The sequence below is a fragment of the Streptomyces sp. NPDC002328 genome (assembly GCF_042890065.1).
GTDB lineage: Bacteria > Actinomycetota > Actinomycetes > Streptomycetales > Streptomycetaceae > Streptomyces.
The window spans coordinates 261381-275891 of sequence record NZ_JBIARQ010000012.1; the positions used below are offsets into that span (position 1 = coordinate 261381).

The window sequence follows — 14511 nt, forward strand, 5'->3', positions numbered from 1 at the left end:
CTATCCGGACTGGCGCGCCCGGCGGGCGGTGCGCGGGGTCTCGGCGGGGGCGGCCAGGCCGTCGCCGGCCAGGCGGTTCAGGATCCGCAGGAGGGCCCCCCTGTCCTCGTCGGAAAGTGCGGCCAGGGCGTCGCGATGCACGGCGTCGACGATCTTCTGGCTCTGCCCGGCGACGCGGGCGCCATCGTCGGTGACGGCGATGATCCGGGCCCGCCGGTCCGTACTGGAGGGGCGGCGCTCGGCCAGGCCCGCCTTCTCCAGGGCGTCCACGGTCACCACCATCGTGGTCTTGTCCATGTCGCCGATCTCGGCGAGCTGGATCTGGGTGCGCTCCTCCTCCAGGGCGTGGACGAGCACACAGTGCATACGGGCGGTCAGGCCGATCTCGGCGAGAGCGGCGGACATCTTGCTCCGCAGGACGTGACTGGTGTGGTCGAGGAGGAACGACAGGTCCGGTTCGCTGCGCGCGGGCGTCATGGCGGTCATGTCTGCCAGCGTAGGGCAAATCGATCCGAGGCGGATTATCCAGAAGAGACTTTAACGGAGCCCGGGTAGACCAAATCGCCCAGGCCGGCGCTACCGATGTCGAGGTCGCCCATTACCGTGCACGGTGTACGGCCGGTCCGCATTGACGACCGGCCGGCCTTCATGCCCCACCGGGTCTGCCGCCGCCCGCTGATGGCTTTGCCTCAGGCGGTCAAGTACGCATCCAACGGCGATTCCAGCATCGTGCAGCACACTGTCGACCGGATCTCCGGTATCAGCCTCGCAATCGGAACCGACTCCGAGAGCGACGCCACGGGTCTCCCAACTCGGGCTGCTCGACGAAGCCGCCGAGATCATGGAACGGGTCGCCAACCATATCGAGACCAGCGGGTGCAGCATCTGACCGTGCGGAGAGGACCACAGCCAGGACACAGCGGACGCGAGGGTCCCAGGCGTCCTCGGCGGCGACGCCCAGTGCTGTGACCGCATAGGTCGCCGGGCACGCGTACGCGGTCTGTGACTCCTCGTTCCCGTTCGCCCCGCTCGTCGCGCGCTCGCTGGTGCGGCGGCTCACCACCGGCACGGACCTGTCTGCGAGCAGGCTCGCGGCGCTCGGCCGGCTGCCGGCCAGCGGTCCCGGCCTCGTTCCCGCTTCCGCACGTTCCCGTAGCTGATCGGTCGGTCATCAGGCCGGTACCAGCCGGTGGGGCCGTTCCTGCCCGCGGTCGTATCTCCTGGCGGAGAGCCTTCCCGTGCCCGTGCCTGTGTCGGTCCCCCGGTCGGCGTTCCTCGTGCTCGTCGGATCGGGCTGGATCAGAGCGAAGGCCCGGACCAGGGGCGGCATCCCGTACTCCCCGGGTAACTGAGAAGGCTCCAGGAGGCCGGTCTCCATCAGATCGTCCAGCAGTTCGTCGAACAGCTCCGCTGCCGGCGCCTCGGGCCGGTCCAGGCCGTCCGCCACCTCGTGTACAAGGGTGTGCGCGGACACTCTGGCGGCCGAGGTCGCGCACTGCCGCAGTACCTGCCGGGTCCCCGGGGCCAGTCCCCGGTAGGCCTCCTCGATGCGCTGGTGCAGGCTGTCGTCCCCGGCCCGGAGCCGCCTCAGGAACCGGGCGGGCTCCGTGCCGCCGGCCTCGCCGTCGCCGATCAGCTCGTTCACGGCCTCGTCGAGCAACCATCCGGGACGGGCCGCGATGCGTCGGCCGGCCAGGTTGAGCGCGAACGGCAGGCCTCCGCAGGCCTCCGCCAGGCGCGGCCCGGCGCCCGGTGCGGCTCCGAGCCGGTCGGCGTCGATCAGCTCGGACAGCAGCTCCACCCATTCGTCCCGATCGAGCGTCGGGAGCCGCAGACCGCGGGTCCCGTCCAGACCGAGCAGTCGGGAACGTTTTTCTTCCTGGCGCTTGGGAGATCTGCAGTCCGGCCGTTGACGCCACCGTGGGGTCGGCGAGATCGATGCAGGGCTTGAGTTCCCGCTTGGGGCCCGCCGGACGCTGGTGCGCTCCCGCAGGAGTCATAACGTCCGTACAACCAGGCCTCTGTTTCGCGCATCTGAATCAGTGACCGCTTGAAGCGGCACCGGATTCCGGCGATCAGGAGGAGAAGGTGCGTAAAGCCTTACTCGGTTTGTTCGTGGCCCTGGCGGCGGTGTTCGCGGTGGTACCGCTCGCCAGCGCCGACCAGACCCAGACCGTCGCCTGCTGCGGCCGACCGCCCGGCCCGATGATGTAAAGGGCGTTCGTTGCTGCATGAGGGTCCGTCAGTTCGTCGGCGGGCCCTCGCCCTCGACCATGGCGCCCGCCTCGGCATCGACGTCGAGATCGCCCGGCGCGACCCTGGACAGAAGGGATTCAAGGTCATCCCGCGGCGCTGGGGCGTCGAGCGGACATTCGGCTGGCTCATGAACCACCGCCGCCTCGCCCGCGACTACGAAACCCGCCCGCATCGCTCCGAGGCCATGATCCGTCTCGCGATGATCGACCTGATGAGCCGCAGGCTCACCCGAGAATCGACTCCGAACTGGAAGGACTCATAGCCGTCGGGCCACGCTGACCCGCGCGTCCTCACCCCGCATCGCCTGCGGCCAGCGGGCATCGATGACAACCGCCGCTTCCCGGCAGGCGCCGCAGGCGTTCTCCCGTTCCGGCAGCCACCAGTGGTCGGACGGTGACATGCCGACTTCCTGGATCCCGCACAGCGTCTTGTCGAACATGCCGAAGGCGTGGGAGACGCCAGCGGCGAGGCCATCCGCGACGGCTTTCTCCCAGCGCATCTCCACGGGCAGATACGGCGGTCGCGAGACCTCGAACCACTCGCCGCCCACATGAGTGGCGGCATGACACCACAAGCAGGACCAGATCTCTTCTTCCCGGGCCGTCTGCGCCACCGGCCACCGCCACATCGCCTGACCACACACATCGCACTCCACCGACAGATCCTCACACGTCAGCACGGTCCGTGGCGGGAGGCAGTGCAGCTCCGTGAGCCGCCCGGCCGCAGGCGACCCCCTGAACGTCCCGCAGGAAGCAGCCCGTTGAGCCGCCCAGCAGGAGGCATCCCCGTGAACCCTGTCCGTCTCGTTCTCGTCGAGCAGGACGGCGTCCTCGTCGAGGACGTCCCCGGTCGTGTCCGCCCCGTCCCCGGTGCGCGTGAGGCGCTTGCCCTGTTGCGGTCCCGGCGGGTTCGCGTCGGTGTGCTGGGCCGTCGGCCGGGCGTCGCGCGCGGGGAGCTGTCCCGGGCCGACGTCAGGCGCGTGGACGGGCGGATCGACGAACTCCTCGGCCCCTTCGACGTCCGGGCGGTCTGCCCGCACGCCCCCGAGGACGACTGTCACTGCCGCGCGCCCCGGCCCGGACTGCTGCTCTGGGCGGCGGGCAGGGTGTGCACCCCGCCTGAGCGAATCGCCGTCGTCGCCGCCACGGCGGACACCGTCGAGGCCGCGCGCCGGGCGGGCGCCCACGGCGTCCTCGTCCCCGCGCCGGACGCCCGGCCCGAGGAGACCGCCGGCGCGGAGCACCTGGCCCCCGACCTGCTCACGGCCGTGCGCGGGCTGGTGCTGTCGGGGCCGCCGCAGCAGCACGTCCTCGCGGACGAGCGGGCGATCACGGCGGCCTACCGCCCGGCGGAGGGGGCCGGTTGACGACACCGGAGCGGGCCGGGAACGGCCGCGCCCGCACCGCCCCGAGCCGCCGCGCCCTCAGCTCTCCGCGCGCCGGTACACCAGCCGGAACAGCGCGTACAGCGTCAGCGGCCAGAGTGCGGCGAACGCCCAGATCACGGGCGGCGCCGCGGTGGTGATGCCGGTGACCATCAGGCCGATGGAGACCGAGAGCAGCAGCGCGACGGCCAGGGGATGAGGAGTATAGGAGGTCAGACGGGAGAGCCCGGGACGCCAGCGCAGGGTGCTCAGCCGTTTGTCGAGGCGGCGGTCGCGGCGCAGCGCGCGCTCCATCTCCGCCAGGATGCGTCGTTCGTCATCGGAAAGCCGGCCAGTCGCCACTGTTCCTCCATCACCCGGGCCGACACGGAACCTCTTCCAGGTGCCCGGCCTTATCCGGAACTAACGAGTGGCGCGGGTCACTGGGTGTCGTGGGCGGCCTCGTGTGACACGCCATCGGATGGCCCATCCAAGGCCGCCCCGAGCAGCGCAGGCATATCGTCCCAAATATGACGAAATGCCATATCCTCTATCTGGCGTGCACCGCGGCGCTCGTCGGCACCGGACTCGGCGCCGCCTCGCCCGCCGCGGGCCACTCGACCCATGTGGTCCGTCCGGGGGAGTCGATCCAGAAGGCGGTGGACGCCGCCGAGCCCGGCGACACCGTCTTCCTGGCCCGCGGCACCTACCGCGAGAGCGTCAGGATCACCACGCCGGGCCTCACCCTGCGCGGTGTCGGACGCGGCACGGTGATCCAGCCGGCCGCGGCCCCCGCCCCGGCCCCCGCCACCGTCCCGGCCCCCGCCGCGTCCCCGGCCCCGGCCACCGTCCCGGCTCCCGCCCCCGCCCCCGCCGCGGCCAAGCCCGCCGCGCCGAAGGCCCCCGACGACTGCGCCGCCTCCGGCAACGGCGTCTGCGTGCAGGGAACCCTGGACAAGCGGCTCAAGGACGTCACCGTCGCCAACCTCAAGGTGACCGGCTTCGCCAAGAGCGGCGTCTCCGCCCTGGCCACCGACGGACTGACCGTGCGCAACGTGACCGCCGAGAAGAACGGCGTCTGGGGCATCGCCGAGGAGGGCTCCGTCCGCAGCGTCTACCGGCGCAACACCGCCCGGGAGAACGGCGACGCGGGCCTGTTCCTCGCCAACACCGTCACCGCCGAGAAGGGCGCCCCCGACACCGGGGGGACCCGGGTCGAGCGCAACCGGCTGGAGGGCAACCGGATCGGCGTCACCGTCCGCCGCCTGCGCAACCTCACCGTCGTACGCAACTACGTCGTCGACAACTGCGCGGGCGTCTTCGTCGTCGGCGACGAGAACAAACCGAAGACCGGCTCGCTGAGCGTGCGCGAGAACCGCCTCGCCCACAACAACAAGTCCTGCCCGAAGACCGCGCGACTGGACGCCCTCCAGGGCTCCGGGATCGTCCTGACCGGCGCCGAGGACACCCAGGTGACGCGCAACGTGATCACCGACCACGCCGGCAACTCCCCGCTGTCCGGCGGCATCGTCGTGTGGAAGAGCTTCGTGGGCGCCACCAGCGACCGCAACCGGATCGCCGACAACACGCTGAGCGGCAACTCCCCGGCCGACCTGGTCAACACGGACACCGACGGCGTCGGCAACACCTTCGAGAACAACTCCTGCCGCTCCTCCCGTCCCACCGGCCTGTGCTGACCACCCGGCCGTAGCGACCGGACCCGACGCCACACCCGACAGGCCACATCCGACAGCCAGACCCAGCAAGCCAGCCAGAGCAACAGACAGAGCAACAGACAGAAGAAAGGCGGCACATGACGACCGCAGAGACTGCTCCACCGCCGTCCATGCGGCTGAGGGAGCTGGTGTTCGGGGCGGCGTGCGCCGCCGCCCTCCGCACGGCCGCCCGGCTCGGCGTCGCCGACGCCCTCGGCGACGGGCCCGTGTCCGTGCAGGACCTCGCCACCGCCGTGAAGACCGAACCCCAGCCGCTGCGACGGCTGTTGCGCGCCCTGTCCTGCTACGGCGTCTTCGCCGAACAGCCGGACGGGACCTTCGCGCACACCGAGATGTCCCGGCTGCTGCGCGAGGACGACCCGCACAGCCTGCGCTACATCACCCTGTGGTGCACCGAGCCGTGGACCTGGGACGCCTGGCCCCGGCTCGACGAGGCGGTGCGCACCGGCCGCAATGTCGTGGAGGACCTCTACGGCAAGGAGTTCTTCCAGTACCTCAACGAGGACGCCCCCGAGTCGGCCCTCGTCTTCAACCGCGCCATGACCACCTCCAGCGCCCAGTCCGCCCAGGACGTCGCCGACTTCCTGGATCTGTCGGGGAGTTCCTCCGTCGCCGACATCGGCGGCGGCCAAGGGCACGTGGTGGCAAGCCTGTTGGAGAAGTACCCCGCCCTGCACGGCACCCTGCTCGACCTGCCGCGCGTGGTGGAGAACGCCGACCCGCGGCTGCGCCCCGGCGGCGCGCTCGCCGACCGGGTGCGCGTCGTCCCCGGCGACTGCCGCGCGGCCGTCCCCGTCGAGGCGGACGTCTACATCATCAAGAACATCCTGGAGTGGGACGACGAGAGCACCGCCCGCACCCTGCGCAACGTGCGCGAGGCGGGCGGCCCCGGCACCCGGGTCGTCGTCATCGAGAACCTCGTCGACGACACCCCCTCCATGCGGTTCAGCACCGCCATGGACCTGTTGCTGCTCCTCAACGTCGGCGGCGCCAAGCACACCACCGACAGCATGGTCCGCCGGCTGACCGCGGGCGGCCTGGTCGTCGACGACATCCGCCCGGTCAACCCCTACCTGCACGCCTTCGACTGCACCGTCCCCGCCTGACCTCCCCGCCGGACATCTCCGCCTGAGATCCCGGGCGGAACCCCCGTACACACCGGTCGCCGGGCCCACGGAACTCGTGGGCCCGGCGACCGGTGTGCGCGCCGCGCCGATCAGGCGCGGGCGTCCCGCTCCCAGCGGTAGAAGCAGCGGGCCATCGCGTCCTTCGGCGAACGCCAGGTCTGCGGGTCGTACGCGCTGACGTACGCCGACAGCCGCTCGCTGATGCCGCGGAACTCGGGGTGCCCGGCGACCTTGGCGATCGCCGGCCCGGGGTCCTGCTCGGACTCGATGAAGTGCAGGTACACGTCGCCGAACTCGAAGAGGCTGCGCCGGGAGACCCCCACGAGATGCGGCAGCTCCCCCCGGTCCGACTCCTCGAACAGCTTGGCGATGTCGGGGGCCGACCCGGGAGCCATCCGGGCGACGATCAGGGCCTGGTGCATGGGACCTTCCTCCTTCCCGCTCAGTCCGACAGGCGCGGCACGGAACCGCGCTCCGCGGCGGCCTTCTCGATCCGGTCCCGGATCAGGGCCAGCTGGACCTTGGAGTTGCGGTTGATGTTGTCCGTCATCCAGTCGTCGTCGACCGGCGCCTCGGGCTTCATCGCGAAGTCCTGCGTCCAGATCATCCGCACGCCCTCGGCGACCTCCTCGTACCGCCACAGGATGTTCATGTGGGCGAAGGGGCCCGTCTCGACCCGGCGGGCCTTCACGCTGAGCGTGTCGCGGTCCGCCTCCCGCTCCGAGACCCAGCTCCACACGGTGCCGTTCTCGTCGGGGTGCATGGTCAGCCGGAACGTCGTCTTCTTCCCCTCCGTGGAAAGGATCTCGGCGGTGGCGTACTCGCTGAACAGCCGGGGCCAGTTCGCCACGTCGTTGGTCATGTCCCAGACGAGGTCCAGGGGAGCCGCGATCGTGATCTCGTTCTGCGTGTGTCCGGGCATGTCACGCTCCAGCCAGCAGGGCGCCGTTGACGAGGTCGAGGAACTGCTGCGGCGTCTTGCAGCGTTCCGCGTCCGGCGGCATCGGCGTGCCGTACCGGTTCTCCAGCTCGCCGACGATGCCGAGCAGGCCGAGCGAGTCGACGCCGATGCTGTCGAAGCCGATGTCGGGCTGCTGGGCGAGCTCCGTGGCCGGGACGGTGACCCCGGCGCACTTCTTCATCAGCTCGGCCAGCTCTTCCACGGTGATGCGGTCGCTCATGCGGTTCCTCTCCTTTGCTTCCCGGCGCCCCGCTGCGAGGCGTCGGCGGCGCCGTGCCGCAGCACCAGCGCCGAGTTCGATCCCATGAGGCCCCGGCTGAGGACCAGCGCCGTACGCAGTTCGGCGGCGCGGGCCTTGCCGGACACGAGGTCGAGGTCGTGACAGACGTCGAAGACGTTCGGGGTGGGCGGGACCAGCCCGTGTTCCAGCGCGAGCACCGCCGCCGCCGCGTCCAGCACGGGCGCCGCGCAGTAGCCCCGGCCGATGCCGGTCTTCGGCGCGGTGACCGGCACCCGCCGGCCGTGCGCGCCGAGCGCGTCGGTGATCGCCAGCGCCTCGGCGCGGTCCGCCTCCGGCACGCCCAGGGCGTCCGCGAAGACCACGTCGACCTCCTCCGGGGCGCAGCCGGCCTCGTCCAGGGCGCCCCGGATGGCCTGCGCGAGGCCCTCGCGGGACTCCGTCCAGCGGGACGGACCGGTGAAGGTCGCCGTGTGCCCGGCGAGGACGGCCCGCACGCGCGCGCCCCGCTCCCGGGCCCAGTCCTCCTCCTCGACGACGAACATGGCGCCGCCCTCGGCGGGCACGAACCCGCAGGCGGCCTCCGTGAACGGGCGGTAGGCGCGGGCCGGGTCGTCGGCGGTGCTCAGCTCCTCGTAGCCGAGCTGGCACACCACCGAGTAGGGGGCGAGCGGCGCCTCGGTCGCACCGGCCACGATCACGTCGGTGCCGCGCCGCACCGCCCGCGCCGCGTGCGCCAGGGCGTCCAGGCCGCCCGCCTCGTCGGCGGCGACCACCGAGCAGGGGCCCTTGAAGCCGCGACGGATGGAGATCTGACCGGTGCTGGCGGCGTAGAACCAGGCGATGGACTGGTACGGGCCGACGAACCGGCTGCCCTTGCCCCACAGTTGCTGGAGCTCCCGCTGGCCGAACTCGCCGCCGCCGGAGCCGGCCGCGGTGACCACGCCCACCGAGAACGGCTCCGCGTCGGTGTCGGCCTGGCCGAGCCGGGCGTCGTCCAGCGCCAGGTCCGCCGCGGCCAGCGCGAAGTGCGTGAACCGGTCGGTCTGGACGAGGAAACGTTCCTCCACCGCTGTCGACGGCTCGAACGCGCGGATCTCGCCGGCCACCCGCAGCGGCAGATGCTCACAGCCCTCGCGGGTGACCCGGTCGAGGACGCTGATGCCCGCCTGGGTGGACTTCCAGAAGGACTCGGTGCTGATTCCGTTGGGCGCGACCACACCGATTCCGGTGACGGCGGCGCGCCGCGGACGGGGTTCGCTCATCGTGTCCTCTCCCTCGGCCGGGTCAGGATCACCGCGGACTGGAACCCGCCGAACCCGCTGCCCACGGAGAGCACGCTGTTCAGTCTCCGCTCGCGCGCGACCTTCGGGACGTAGTCCAGGTCGCACTCGGGGTCCGGCGTCTCGTAGTTGGCGGTGGGCGGCACCACCTGGTGGGCCAGGGCCAGCACACAGGCGACGACCTCGATCGCCCCGATCGCGCCGAGCGAGTGCCCCACCATCGACTTGATGGAGCTCATCGGCGTGTCGTAGGCGTGCGGGCCCAGGGACCGCTTCACCGCCGCGGTCTCGTGCCGGTCGTTCTGCTTGGTGCCCGACCCGTGCGCGTTGACGTAGTCGATCGCCGTCGGGTCGAGCCGGGCGTGTTCGAGGGCGTCCTCGATGGCCCGCGCCATCTCCACGCCCTCACTGGTCAGTCCGGTCATGTGGTAGGCGTTGCCGTACGTGGCGTAGCCGCCCAGCTCGCAGTACACGTGCGCGCCGCGGGCCCTGGCGTGCTCCAGCTCCTCCAGGACCAGGACCGCGCCGCCCTCGCCCATCACGAACCCGTCCCGGTCCGCGTCGAAGGGACGCGAGGCGTGCGCGGGGTCGTCGTTGTGGGGCGAGGTGGCCTTGATCGCGTCGAAGCAGGCCATCGTGATCGGGGAGATCGGGGAGTCCGAGGCGCCCGCGATGCACACGTCGGCACGGCCCTCCTCGATCGTGTGGAAGGCGTACCCGACGGCGTCGAGCCCGGAGGTGCAGCCCGTGGAGACCGTCTGCACCGGACCGCGGGCCCCGAACCGCTCCGCCACCGTGGAGGCGAGCGTGCTGGGCGCGAACGCCCGGTGCAGATGCGGCTCCGCCTCCCGGTGGTCCACGTCCCAGCGCTGCCCGCCATGGCTGACCAGCACATAGTCGTGCTCCAGGCGGGTGGTGCCGCCGACCGCGGTCCCCAGCGACACCCCGACCCGCCAGGGGTTCTCCCGGCCGAGGTCGAGACCCGCGTCGTGGATCGCCTCCCCGCCGGCGGCCAGGGCGAACTGGATGTACCGGTCGCACCGGGCGACCTGATCCGCGTCCAGCCCGTGGGCCGCCGGGTCGAAGTCGCACTCGGCGGCGATCCGCGACCGCAGGTTGCTCGGGTCGAAGAAGGTGATGCCCCGCGTCGCGGTACGGCCGTTGGAGAGCAGGTCCCAGAAATTCGGTATGCCGATGCCGCCCGGAGCGACCACGCCTATCCCGGTGACCGCCACGCGCCGGGTCATGACCGCGCCCCGCGCCCCGCGGCCGGCCCGCCCGCGGAGGCGCTCTGAACGGCGACCGGAACGGCGTCGGTCTCCTCGGTGTCGACGTGGCCCAGCGGCGGCGTCGGGGCCAGCGGACCGAGGTGGAACACGATGCGCGCCTCAACCTTGCCGACGTTGCGGAACCGGTGCCGCATGCCGATGGGGATCATGAGCCCCTGCTCGGGCCGCAACGACAGGGGGTCGCCGTCCAGGTCGACCTCCAGCTGTCCGCAGACGACGTACACGAACTCCTCGGAGTACGGGTGGTAGTGCTCGGCGATGCGGTCGCCGGGCTGCACGATGGCCACGCCCATGAAGCCGCTGGTCGCGCCGACCGTGGCGGGCGTGAGCATGGCGCGCAGGTCGCCGCCGCGCCGGGTGTTCGGCTCGACCTCGCTGAGGTCCACGATTCTGGGACGGGAAGTGATCACGACGTTGCTCCGTTCGTGTGCTGTGTCGACTTGGGCGCGATGGCGCTTGGGGCCTGTTGTCCGGAAGGCTCCAACCCCGGGTGCCGACGGGTCAGGCGTCGGGGGAGCGGCGGTCGGTGACGAGTTCCATGCGGGCGAGGGTGAGGAGCCGTTCCGCGGCGCCGGCCCGCAGCGTGGCGGCGTCCGCACCGAGGGCGGCGGCGTCCAGCAGCGCCGTCAGCTCGGCGGTCCGGGCGGGGTCGGTCAGCCCGAGCACCGTGCCCGGGTCGGCGTCGAGGCCCTCCTGCACGTCGACCAGGCGCACCACGACGTCGTCGCGCTGGAAGATCGTGCTGCGCAGCACCGGGCCGCGCGGGTCGTGCGCCGCCGCCTCGTCCTGCTCGGCGAGCAGCTCGGCCAGCCGCATCCCGGCGCCCTCGCGGGCCGGGTAGTACAGCGCGTGCCGCACCGCGCCCGCCGGCTCCTGGTCCGTCGTCACATGGTGGACGGCGGGCAGCGCGGCGCGGGTGAAGAAGACGCGGGCCGACTCGGGGTCGTCGAGGTCCCGGTCCTGCTCCAGATAGGGGTTGATGGCCTCCTCGACGGCCCGCACCTCGGGCTGCCGGGCCACGTGGCGCAGCGCCGCGAGCAGGTCGCCCCGCACCTCGATGGCCCGCACCACCCGGTTGCCGTGCATGAACAGGGAGGTGCGCACCAGCCGCGTCGTGTCGTCGACCCGCGGGTTGGGCGGCGCGTAGTCGGCCAGCAGCTTGGCGACGGCCTCCTCGTTGCCCGGCTTGACGGTGAAGGTCAGCGCGTGCCGGATCACACCGTCGCCGATGCGGGGCTCGGCCTGGAGCCGGCGTCGGCCGGTCTCGGCGCCCGCCGCCGGACCGCCGGTCTCGCGCACCACGTGGAAGCGGAGCGAGCGGGTGTCGCTCACGCAGTTGTGCAGCGGCCTCACCATCTCCACGTGCTCCTCGCTGTTCACCCAGGTGAGGAACGGCGGGGCGCTCTCCCACTCGCTGGTGATCAGCCACTGCGAGGGGTTCTCGATCGACTGGCACAGCTGGTCGCTGACATGCCCGGGAACGGACGCGACCTGGTTGCAGAGCTGCTCGTACGCCTCCAGGAACTGCTGCTGGGCGCCGTCGTAGACGTCCACCAGCAGGACGACCCGGAGCCGGGAGCCGTCGAACACGGACTGGGAGACATGTTGTGACACCTGTCGTGTCAGCGGTGGCGAGGCAGGCGCGGACGTGGTGGTCATCCTGAGCACATCTCCTTCAGGGGAGGGGAGGCGTACCTCGGTTGCGGTGCAGCGAGGTGAGCGTGCCTCGATCTTGAGCCGGTCCCCATCGGCGCGCGACTCGTGTGGAGCGCGCGGGTGACCGGTGCGCGCACGCACGCGGCCGGGCCGCCACCCCGAGGGAGGGTGACGGCCCGGCCGAACGCAGGCCTGACGAGTCGTCAGGCCAAGGACATGACCTTGGTGAGCGCCTGCCGCAGCACCTTCTCCGCGTCCGGCGCCGGACCGGTCTCCCGCCAGGCGACGAACCCGTCGGGCCGCACCAGCACGGCCCCGCCGGGCTTCGTGCCGTGGTGCGTGCGCCAGTCGGCGCCGTCCTCGGGCGCCAGCTCGGCGTCCGGCCCCGCGCCCACCCGGTAGGAGACGAGCGGGATCTCCAGCTGGTCGGCGAGCCGGGCCGCCGCCTCGTGCCACTCGTTCAGGTCACCCGCGTCGCTGAGCAGCACCAGGGACCGCTCGTAGAGGTCGAGGGTGGAGACCCGGCGGCCCTGGTGACGTACCCACAGGTGGGGCGCACGGGTGCCGGGCGCGCCGGCGAGGGCGAGCTCGTCGGGGACGACCGGGGCCTCCGGATCGGTGCCGACGACGGCCCCCATCGGATAGCGGTAGCCCAGCGCCACGTTGAGGATGCCGCGCTGCGGCGCACCGCCGGCGCCCGGCGGAGGGGCGAAACCCGGGTGGCTGTGCTCGACCGAACGGGCGGCCGCGCGGGCGCTGGTCGCCTCCGCCACCGGACGGCGTTCCAGGTCGTAGGTGTCCAGCAGCCCGTCGCCCGCCCAGCCGCCGAGCACCGCGGCCAGCTTCCAGGCGAGGTTGTGCGCGTCCTGGATGCCGGTGTTGGAGCCGAAGGCCCCGGTCGGGGACATCTCGTGCGCCGAGTCGCCGGCCAGGAAGACCCGCCCCGACCGGTAGCTGCGGGCGACGCGCTGCGCCGCGTGCCAGGGCGCCCGGCCGGTGATCTCCACGTCGAGGTCAGGGTCGCCGACCGCGCGGCGGATGTGCGCGGCGCAGCGCTCGTCGGTGAAGTCCTCCAGGGTCTCCCCGGTCTCGGGGTGCCAGGGGGCGTGGAACACCCACTTCTCGCGGTTGTCCACGGGCAGCAGGGCGCCGTCGGCGTCCGGCGAGGTCAGATAGCACACGATGAAACGCCGGTCGCCGACGACGTCGGCGAGGCGGCGGGAGCGGAAGGTCATGCTGATGTTGTGGAAGAGGTCGCCGGGGCCGCTCTGACCGATGCCGAGCCGCTCCCGGACGGGGCTGCGGGGACCGTCGGCGGCGACCAGGTACTGCGCGCGCACGGTGGTGTGCTCGCCGGTGCGCCGGCTCTTCACCACCGCGGTCACGCCGTCGGCGTCGGTCTCGAAGGACATCAGCTCGGTGTGGTAGCGCAGATCGCCGCCCAGGTCCCGGGCGTGCTCCAGCAGCACCGGCTCCAGGTCGTTCTGGCTGCACAGGCACCACGAGGTGGGGCTGAAGCGGGCCAGCCCGCCGCCCGGGTCCATGTTCTTGAACAGCCACTCGCCGGCGTCGCCCACCAGGGTGGGCGTCTGGAAGATGCCGTGGTTGTGGGCCAGGGTCGCCGCGGCCGTGTGGATGCCGGGCTCGACGCCGGCCACCCGGAACAGCTCCATCGTGCGGACGTTGTTGCCGCGGCCGCGGGGGTGGATGGAGGTGCCGGCATGACGCTCCACCAGGGTGTGCCGCACCCCCAGCCGGCCCAGGAACAGTGAGGTCGACAGCCCGACCAGGGAGCCGCCGACGATGAGGACCGGCACCTCCTGGGCGGTGGTGGTATCGGGGTGCTCGGCTGTTTCGTTCATCACTCGCCTCCAGCGCGTCGTGTCCGCCGAGTCGGCCGGGGTGCGGCCGGGACCTCCATGCATGCCCCGCCCGGTGGACGACGGCCCAGGCTTCACCCGCTTAACCCGGCCGGTTCACCGGGCCGGCGGGTTTCGTGCGCCCGCACCTGGCCGAAGGGAGCAAGTCGTGTTGCGGCAGGTGGTTTTGGAAGGCGGGTGCGGCTCTGGGAGCGGAGAAGCGGGGTGACAGCGCGTTCCCCCGGACGGCCCACACTCCGGGACCGTCCGGGGGAGCGCACCGCGAGTCCGTCCGCCGCCCCGGATCTGGCGGTCGCAGGAAGCGGCGGACGGACGGGACCCCTCAGGAGGAGCACCGTGAACCACGATGACATGCCCCGGGTGCAGTTCACCCTGCCGCGCGCGGCGCGCACGGTGTCGGTGACCGGCACCGGCGGCCTCGTCCTCGCCATCGCCGAGGGCTGGTTCGTGGACAACACGGCCGGTCTGTGCGCCGTCGTCGTCCTCGCCGTCGCGAGCATGGCGTACGACCTGGCGGACCGGTCGCTGCGCTGCCGCTGCCGCCGCACCGGCTGACGCCGTGTCGCGGCCCGGCCGGGCTCTAGTAGGGCTTGGTCATCTTCACTCGTGAGTGGCGTGTCTGCTTTGTCGTCGGTGTCGTTGAGTTGGTGTGACACCTGAGGAGATGGCCTCGGTCCGGGAGGACTTGGAGGCGTTCGCGGCGGAGTTGTTCGACGGGTTCT

Annotated in this window: 17 protein-coding genes and 1 pseudogene; 6 read left to right on the plus strand and 12 right to left on the minus strand. The window is 72.0% G+C overall.

What is annotated here, in order from left to right:
- The gene (locus ACFYX4_RS27745; protein WP_389338965.1) at positions 1 to 486 is read right to left on the minus strand and encodes a MarR family winged helix-turn-helix transcriptional regulator; all 486 of its coding nucleotides are present in this window, start codon (positions 484 to 486) and stop codon (positions 1 to 3) included.
- Between the two features lie 685 nt (positions 487 to 1171).
- Positions 1172 to 1801, minus strand: coding sequence for a hypothetical protein (locus ACFYX4_RS27750; RefSeq protein ID WP_389338967.1), 630 nt, complete (start codon positions 1799 to 1801; stop codon positions 1172 to 1174).
- A 287-nt stretch (positions 1802 to 2088) separates the two neighbouring features.
- Here ACFYX4_RS27750 and ACFYX4_RS27755 point away from each other — a divergent pair, with 287 nt between their 5' ends.
- Positions 2089 to 2214, plus strand: coding sequence for a hypothetical protein (locus tag ACFYX4_RS27755; RefSeq protein ID WP_389338969.1), 126 nt, complete (start codon positions 2089 to 2091; stop codon positions 2212 to 2214).
- 49 nt (positions 2215 to 2263) lie between these two features.
- A pseudogene (locus ACFYX4_RS27760) lies at positions 2264 to 2518 on the plus strand (transposase); the annotation flags it as partial.
- Here ACFYX4_RS27760 and ACFYX4_RS27765 read toward each other — a convergent pair.
- Positions 2513 to 2869, minus strand: coding sequence for a hypothetical protein (locus ACFYX4_RS27765; protein ID WP_389338971.1), 357 nt, complete (start codon positions 2867 to 2869; stop codon positions 2513 to 2515). The pseudogene ACFYX4_RS27760 and the gene ACFYX4_RS27765 sit on opposite strands and share 6 nt — an antisense overlap.
- Positions 2870 to 3043: 174 nt before the next feature.
- On the opposite strand from ACFYX4_RS27765, the gene ACFYX4_RS27770 reads away from it, so the two are divergent.
- Positions 3044 to 3622, plus strand: a complete 579-nt coding sequence (locus tag ACFYX4_RS27770; protein ID WP_389338973.1) for an HAD-IIIA family hydrolase — start codon at positions 3044 to 3046, stop codon at positions 3620 to 3622.
- 57 nt (positions 3623 to 3679) lie between these two features.
- On the opposite strand, the gene ACFYX4_RS27775 is transcribed toward ACFYX4_RS27770, so the two are convergent.
- The gene (locus tag ACFYX4_RS27775) at positions 3680 to 3982 is read right to left on the minus strand and encodes a DUF3040 domain-containing protein (protein WP_389338975.1); all 303 of its coding nucleotides are present in this window, start codon (positions 3980 to 3982) and stop codon (positions 3680 to 3682) included.
- A 167-nt stretch (positions 3983 to 4149) separates the two neighbouring features.
- Between ACFYX4_RS27775 and ACFYX4_RS27780 the strand changes: the two genes are divergently transcribed.
- Positions 4150 to 5316, plus strand: coding sequence for a nitrous oxide reductase family maturation protein NosD (locus tag ACFYX4_RS27780; RefSeq protein WP_389338977.1), 1167 nt, complete (start codon positions 4150 to 4152; stop codon positions 5314 to 5316).
- Positions 5317 to 5432: 116 nt separating this feature from the next.
- Positions 5433 to 6461, plus strand: a complete 1029-nt coding sequence (locus tag ACFYX4_RS27785; protein WP_389338979.1) for a methyltransferase — start codon at positions 5433 to 5435, stop codon at positions 6459 to 6461.
- A gap of 110 nt (positions 6462 to 6571) precedes the next feature.
- Here the strand turns inward: ACFYX4_RS27785 and ACFYX4_RS27790 are convergent, their stop codons facing one another.
- From ACFYX4_RS27790 to ACFYX4_RS27825, 8 genes are all read right to left on the minus strand, one after another.
- The gene (locus tag ACFYX4_RS27790) at positions 6572 to 6904 is read right to left on the minus strand and encodes a TcmI family type II polyketide cyclase (protein WP_389338981.1); all 333 of its coding nucleotides are present in this window, start codon (positions 6902 to 6904) and stop codon (positions 6572 to 6574) included.
- A gap of 20 nt (positions 6905 to 6924) precedes the next feature.
- A complete protein-coding gene (locus ACFYX4_RS27795) occupies positions 6925 to 7404 on the minus strand; it encodes an SRPBCC family protein (RefSeq protein ID WP_389338983.1) in 480 nt (159 codons plus the stop codon).
- A 1-nt stretch (position 7405) separates the two neighbouring features.
- Entirely contained in the window at positions 7406 to 7663 is a 258-nt protein-coding gene (locus ACFYX4_RS27800) for an acyl carrier protein (protein ID WP_389338985.1), read from the minus strand.
- Positions 7660 to 8946 (minus strand): beta-ketoacyl synthase N-terminal-like domain-containing protein, encoded by a 1287-nt coding sequence (locus ACFYX4_RS27805; protein WP_389338987.1) that lies wholly within the window; start codon positions 8944 to 8946, stop codon positions 7660 to 7662. The genes ACFYX4_RS27800 and ACFYX4_RS27805 overlap by 4 nt, the downstream gene beginning before the upstream one ends.
- Entirely contained in the window at positions 8943 to 10211 is a 1269-nt protein-coding gene (locus ACFYX4_RS27810) for a beta-ketoacyl-[acyl-carrier-protein] synthase family protein (RefSeq protein ID WP_389338989.1), read from the minus strand. Before ACFYX4_RS27810 ends, ACFYX4_RS27805 begins: the two co-directional genes overlap by 4 nt.
- Positions 10208 to 10663: a cupin domain-containing protein gene (locus tag ACFYX4_RS27815; RefSeq protein ID WP_389338991.1), complete on the minus strand. Its 456-nt coding sequence runs from the start codon at positions 10661 to 10663 to the stop codon at positions 10208 to 10210. The genes ACFYX4_RS27810 and ACFYX4_RS27815 overlap by 4 nt, the downstream gene beginning before the upstream one ends.
- A gap of 91 nt (positions 10664 to 10754) precedes the next feature.
- The gene (locus ACFYX4_RS27820; RefSeq protein WP_389338993.1) at positions 10755 to 11912 is read right to left on the minus strand and encodes a SchA/CurD-like domain-containing protein; all 1158 of its coding nucleotides are present in this window, start codon (positions 11910 to 11912) and stop codon (positions 10755 to 10757) included.
- 200 nt (positions 11913 to 12112) lie between these two features.
- Positions 12113 to 13771 carry an FAD-dependent oxidoreductase gene (locus ACFYX4_RS27825; RefSeq protein ID WP_389338995.1) on the minus strand — a complete coding sequence of 553 codons (1659 nt, stop codon included), beginning with the start codon at positions 13769 to 13771 and terminating at the stop codon, positions 12113 to 12115.
- Positions 13772 to 14125: 354 nt separating this feature from the next.
- Here ACFYX4_RS27825 and ACFYX4_RS27830 point away from each other — a divergent pair, with 354 nt between their 5' ends.
- Positions 14126 to 14344, plus strand: a complete 219-nt coding sequence (locus tag ACFYX4_RS27830) for a hypothetical protein (RefSeq protein WP_389338997.1) — start codon at positions 14126 to 14128, stop codon at positions 14342 to 14344.
- The last annotated feature ends 167 nt before the right edge of the window (positions 14345 to 14511 follow it).

Bases quoted from the DNA above. Each gene is read 5' to 3' on its own strand.
- ACFYX4_RS27800 (WP_389338985.1), bottom strand. From the start codon at position 7,663: ATGAGCGACCGCATCACCGTGGAAGAGCTGGCCGAGCTGATGAAGAAG.
- ACFYX4_RS27795 (WP_389338983.1), bottom strand. From the start codon at position 7,404: ATGCCCGGACACACGCAGAACGAGATCACGATCGCGGCTCCCCTGGAC.
- ACFYX4_RS27805 (WP_389338987.1), bottom strand. From the start codon at position 8,946: ATGAGCGAACCCCGTCCGCGGCGCGCCGCCGTCACCGGAATCGGTGTG.
- ACFYX4_RS27820 (WP_389338993.1), bottom strand. From the start codon at position 11,912: ATGACCACCACGTCCGCGCCTGCCTCGCCACCGCTGACACGACAGGTG.
- ACFYX4_RS27825 (WP_389338995.1), bottom strand. From the start codon at position 13,771: ATGAACGAAACAGCCGAGCACCCCGATACCACCACCGCCCAGGAGGTG.
- ACFYX4_RS27745 (WP_389338965.1), bottom strand. From the start codon at position 486: ATGACCGCCATGACGCCCGCGCGCAGCGAACCGGACCTGTCGTTCCTC.
- ACFYX4_RS27810 (WP_389338989.1), bottom strand. From the start codon at position 10,211: ATGACCCGGCGCGTGGCGGTCACCGGGATAGGCGTGGTCGCTCCGGGC.
- ACFYX4_RS27790 (WP_389338981.1), bottom strand. From the start codon at position 6,904: ATGCACCAGGCCCTGATCGTCGCCCGGATGGCTCCCGGGTCGGCCCCC.
- ACFYX4_RS27780 (WP_389338977.1), top strand. From the start codon at position 4,150: ATGACGAAATGCCATATCCTCTATCTGGCGTGCACCGCGGCGCTCGTC.
- ACFYX4_RS27785 (WP_389338979.1), top strand. From the start codon at position 5,433: ATGACGACCGCAGAGACTGCTCCACCGCCGTCCATGCGGCTGAGGGAG.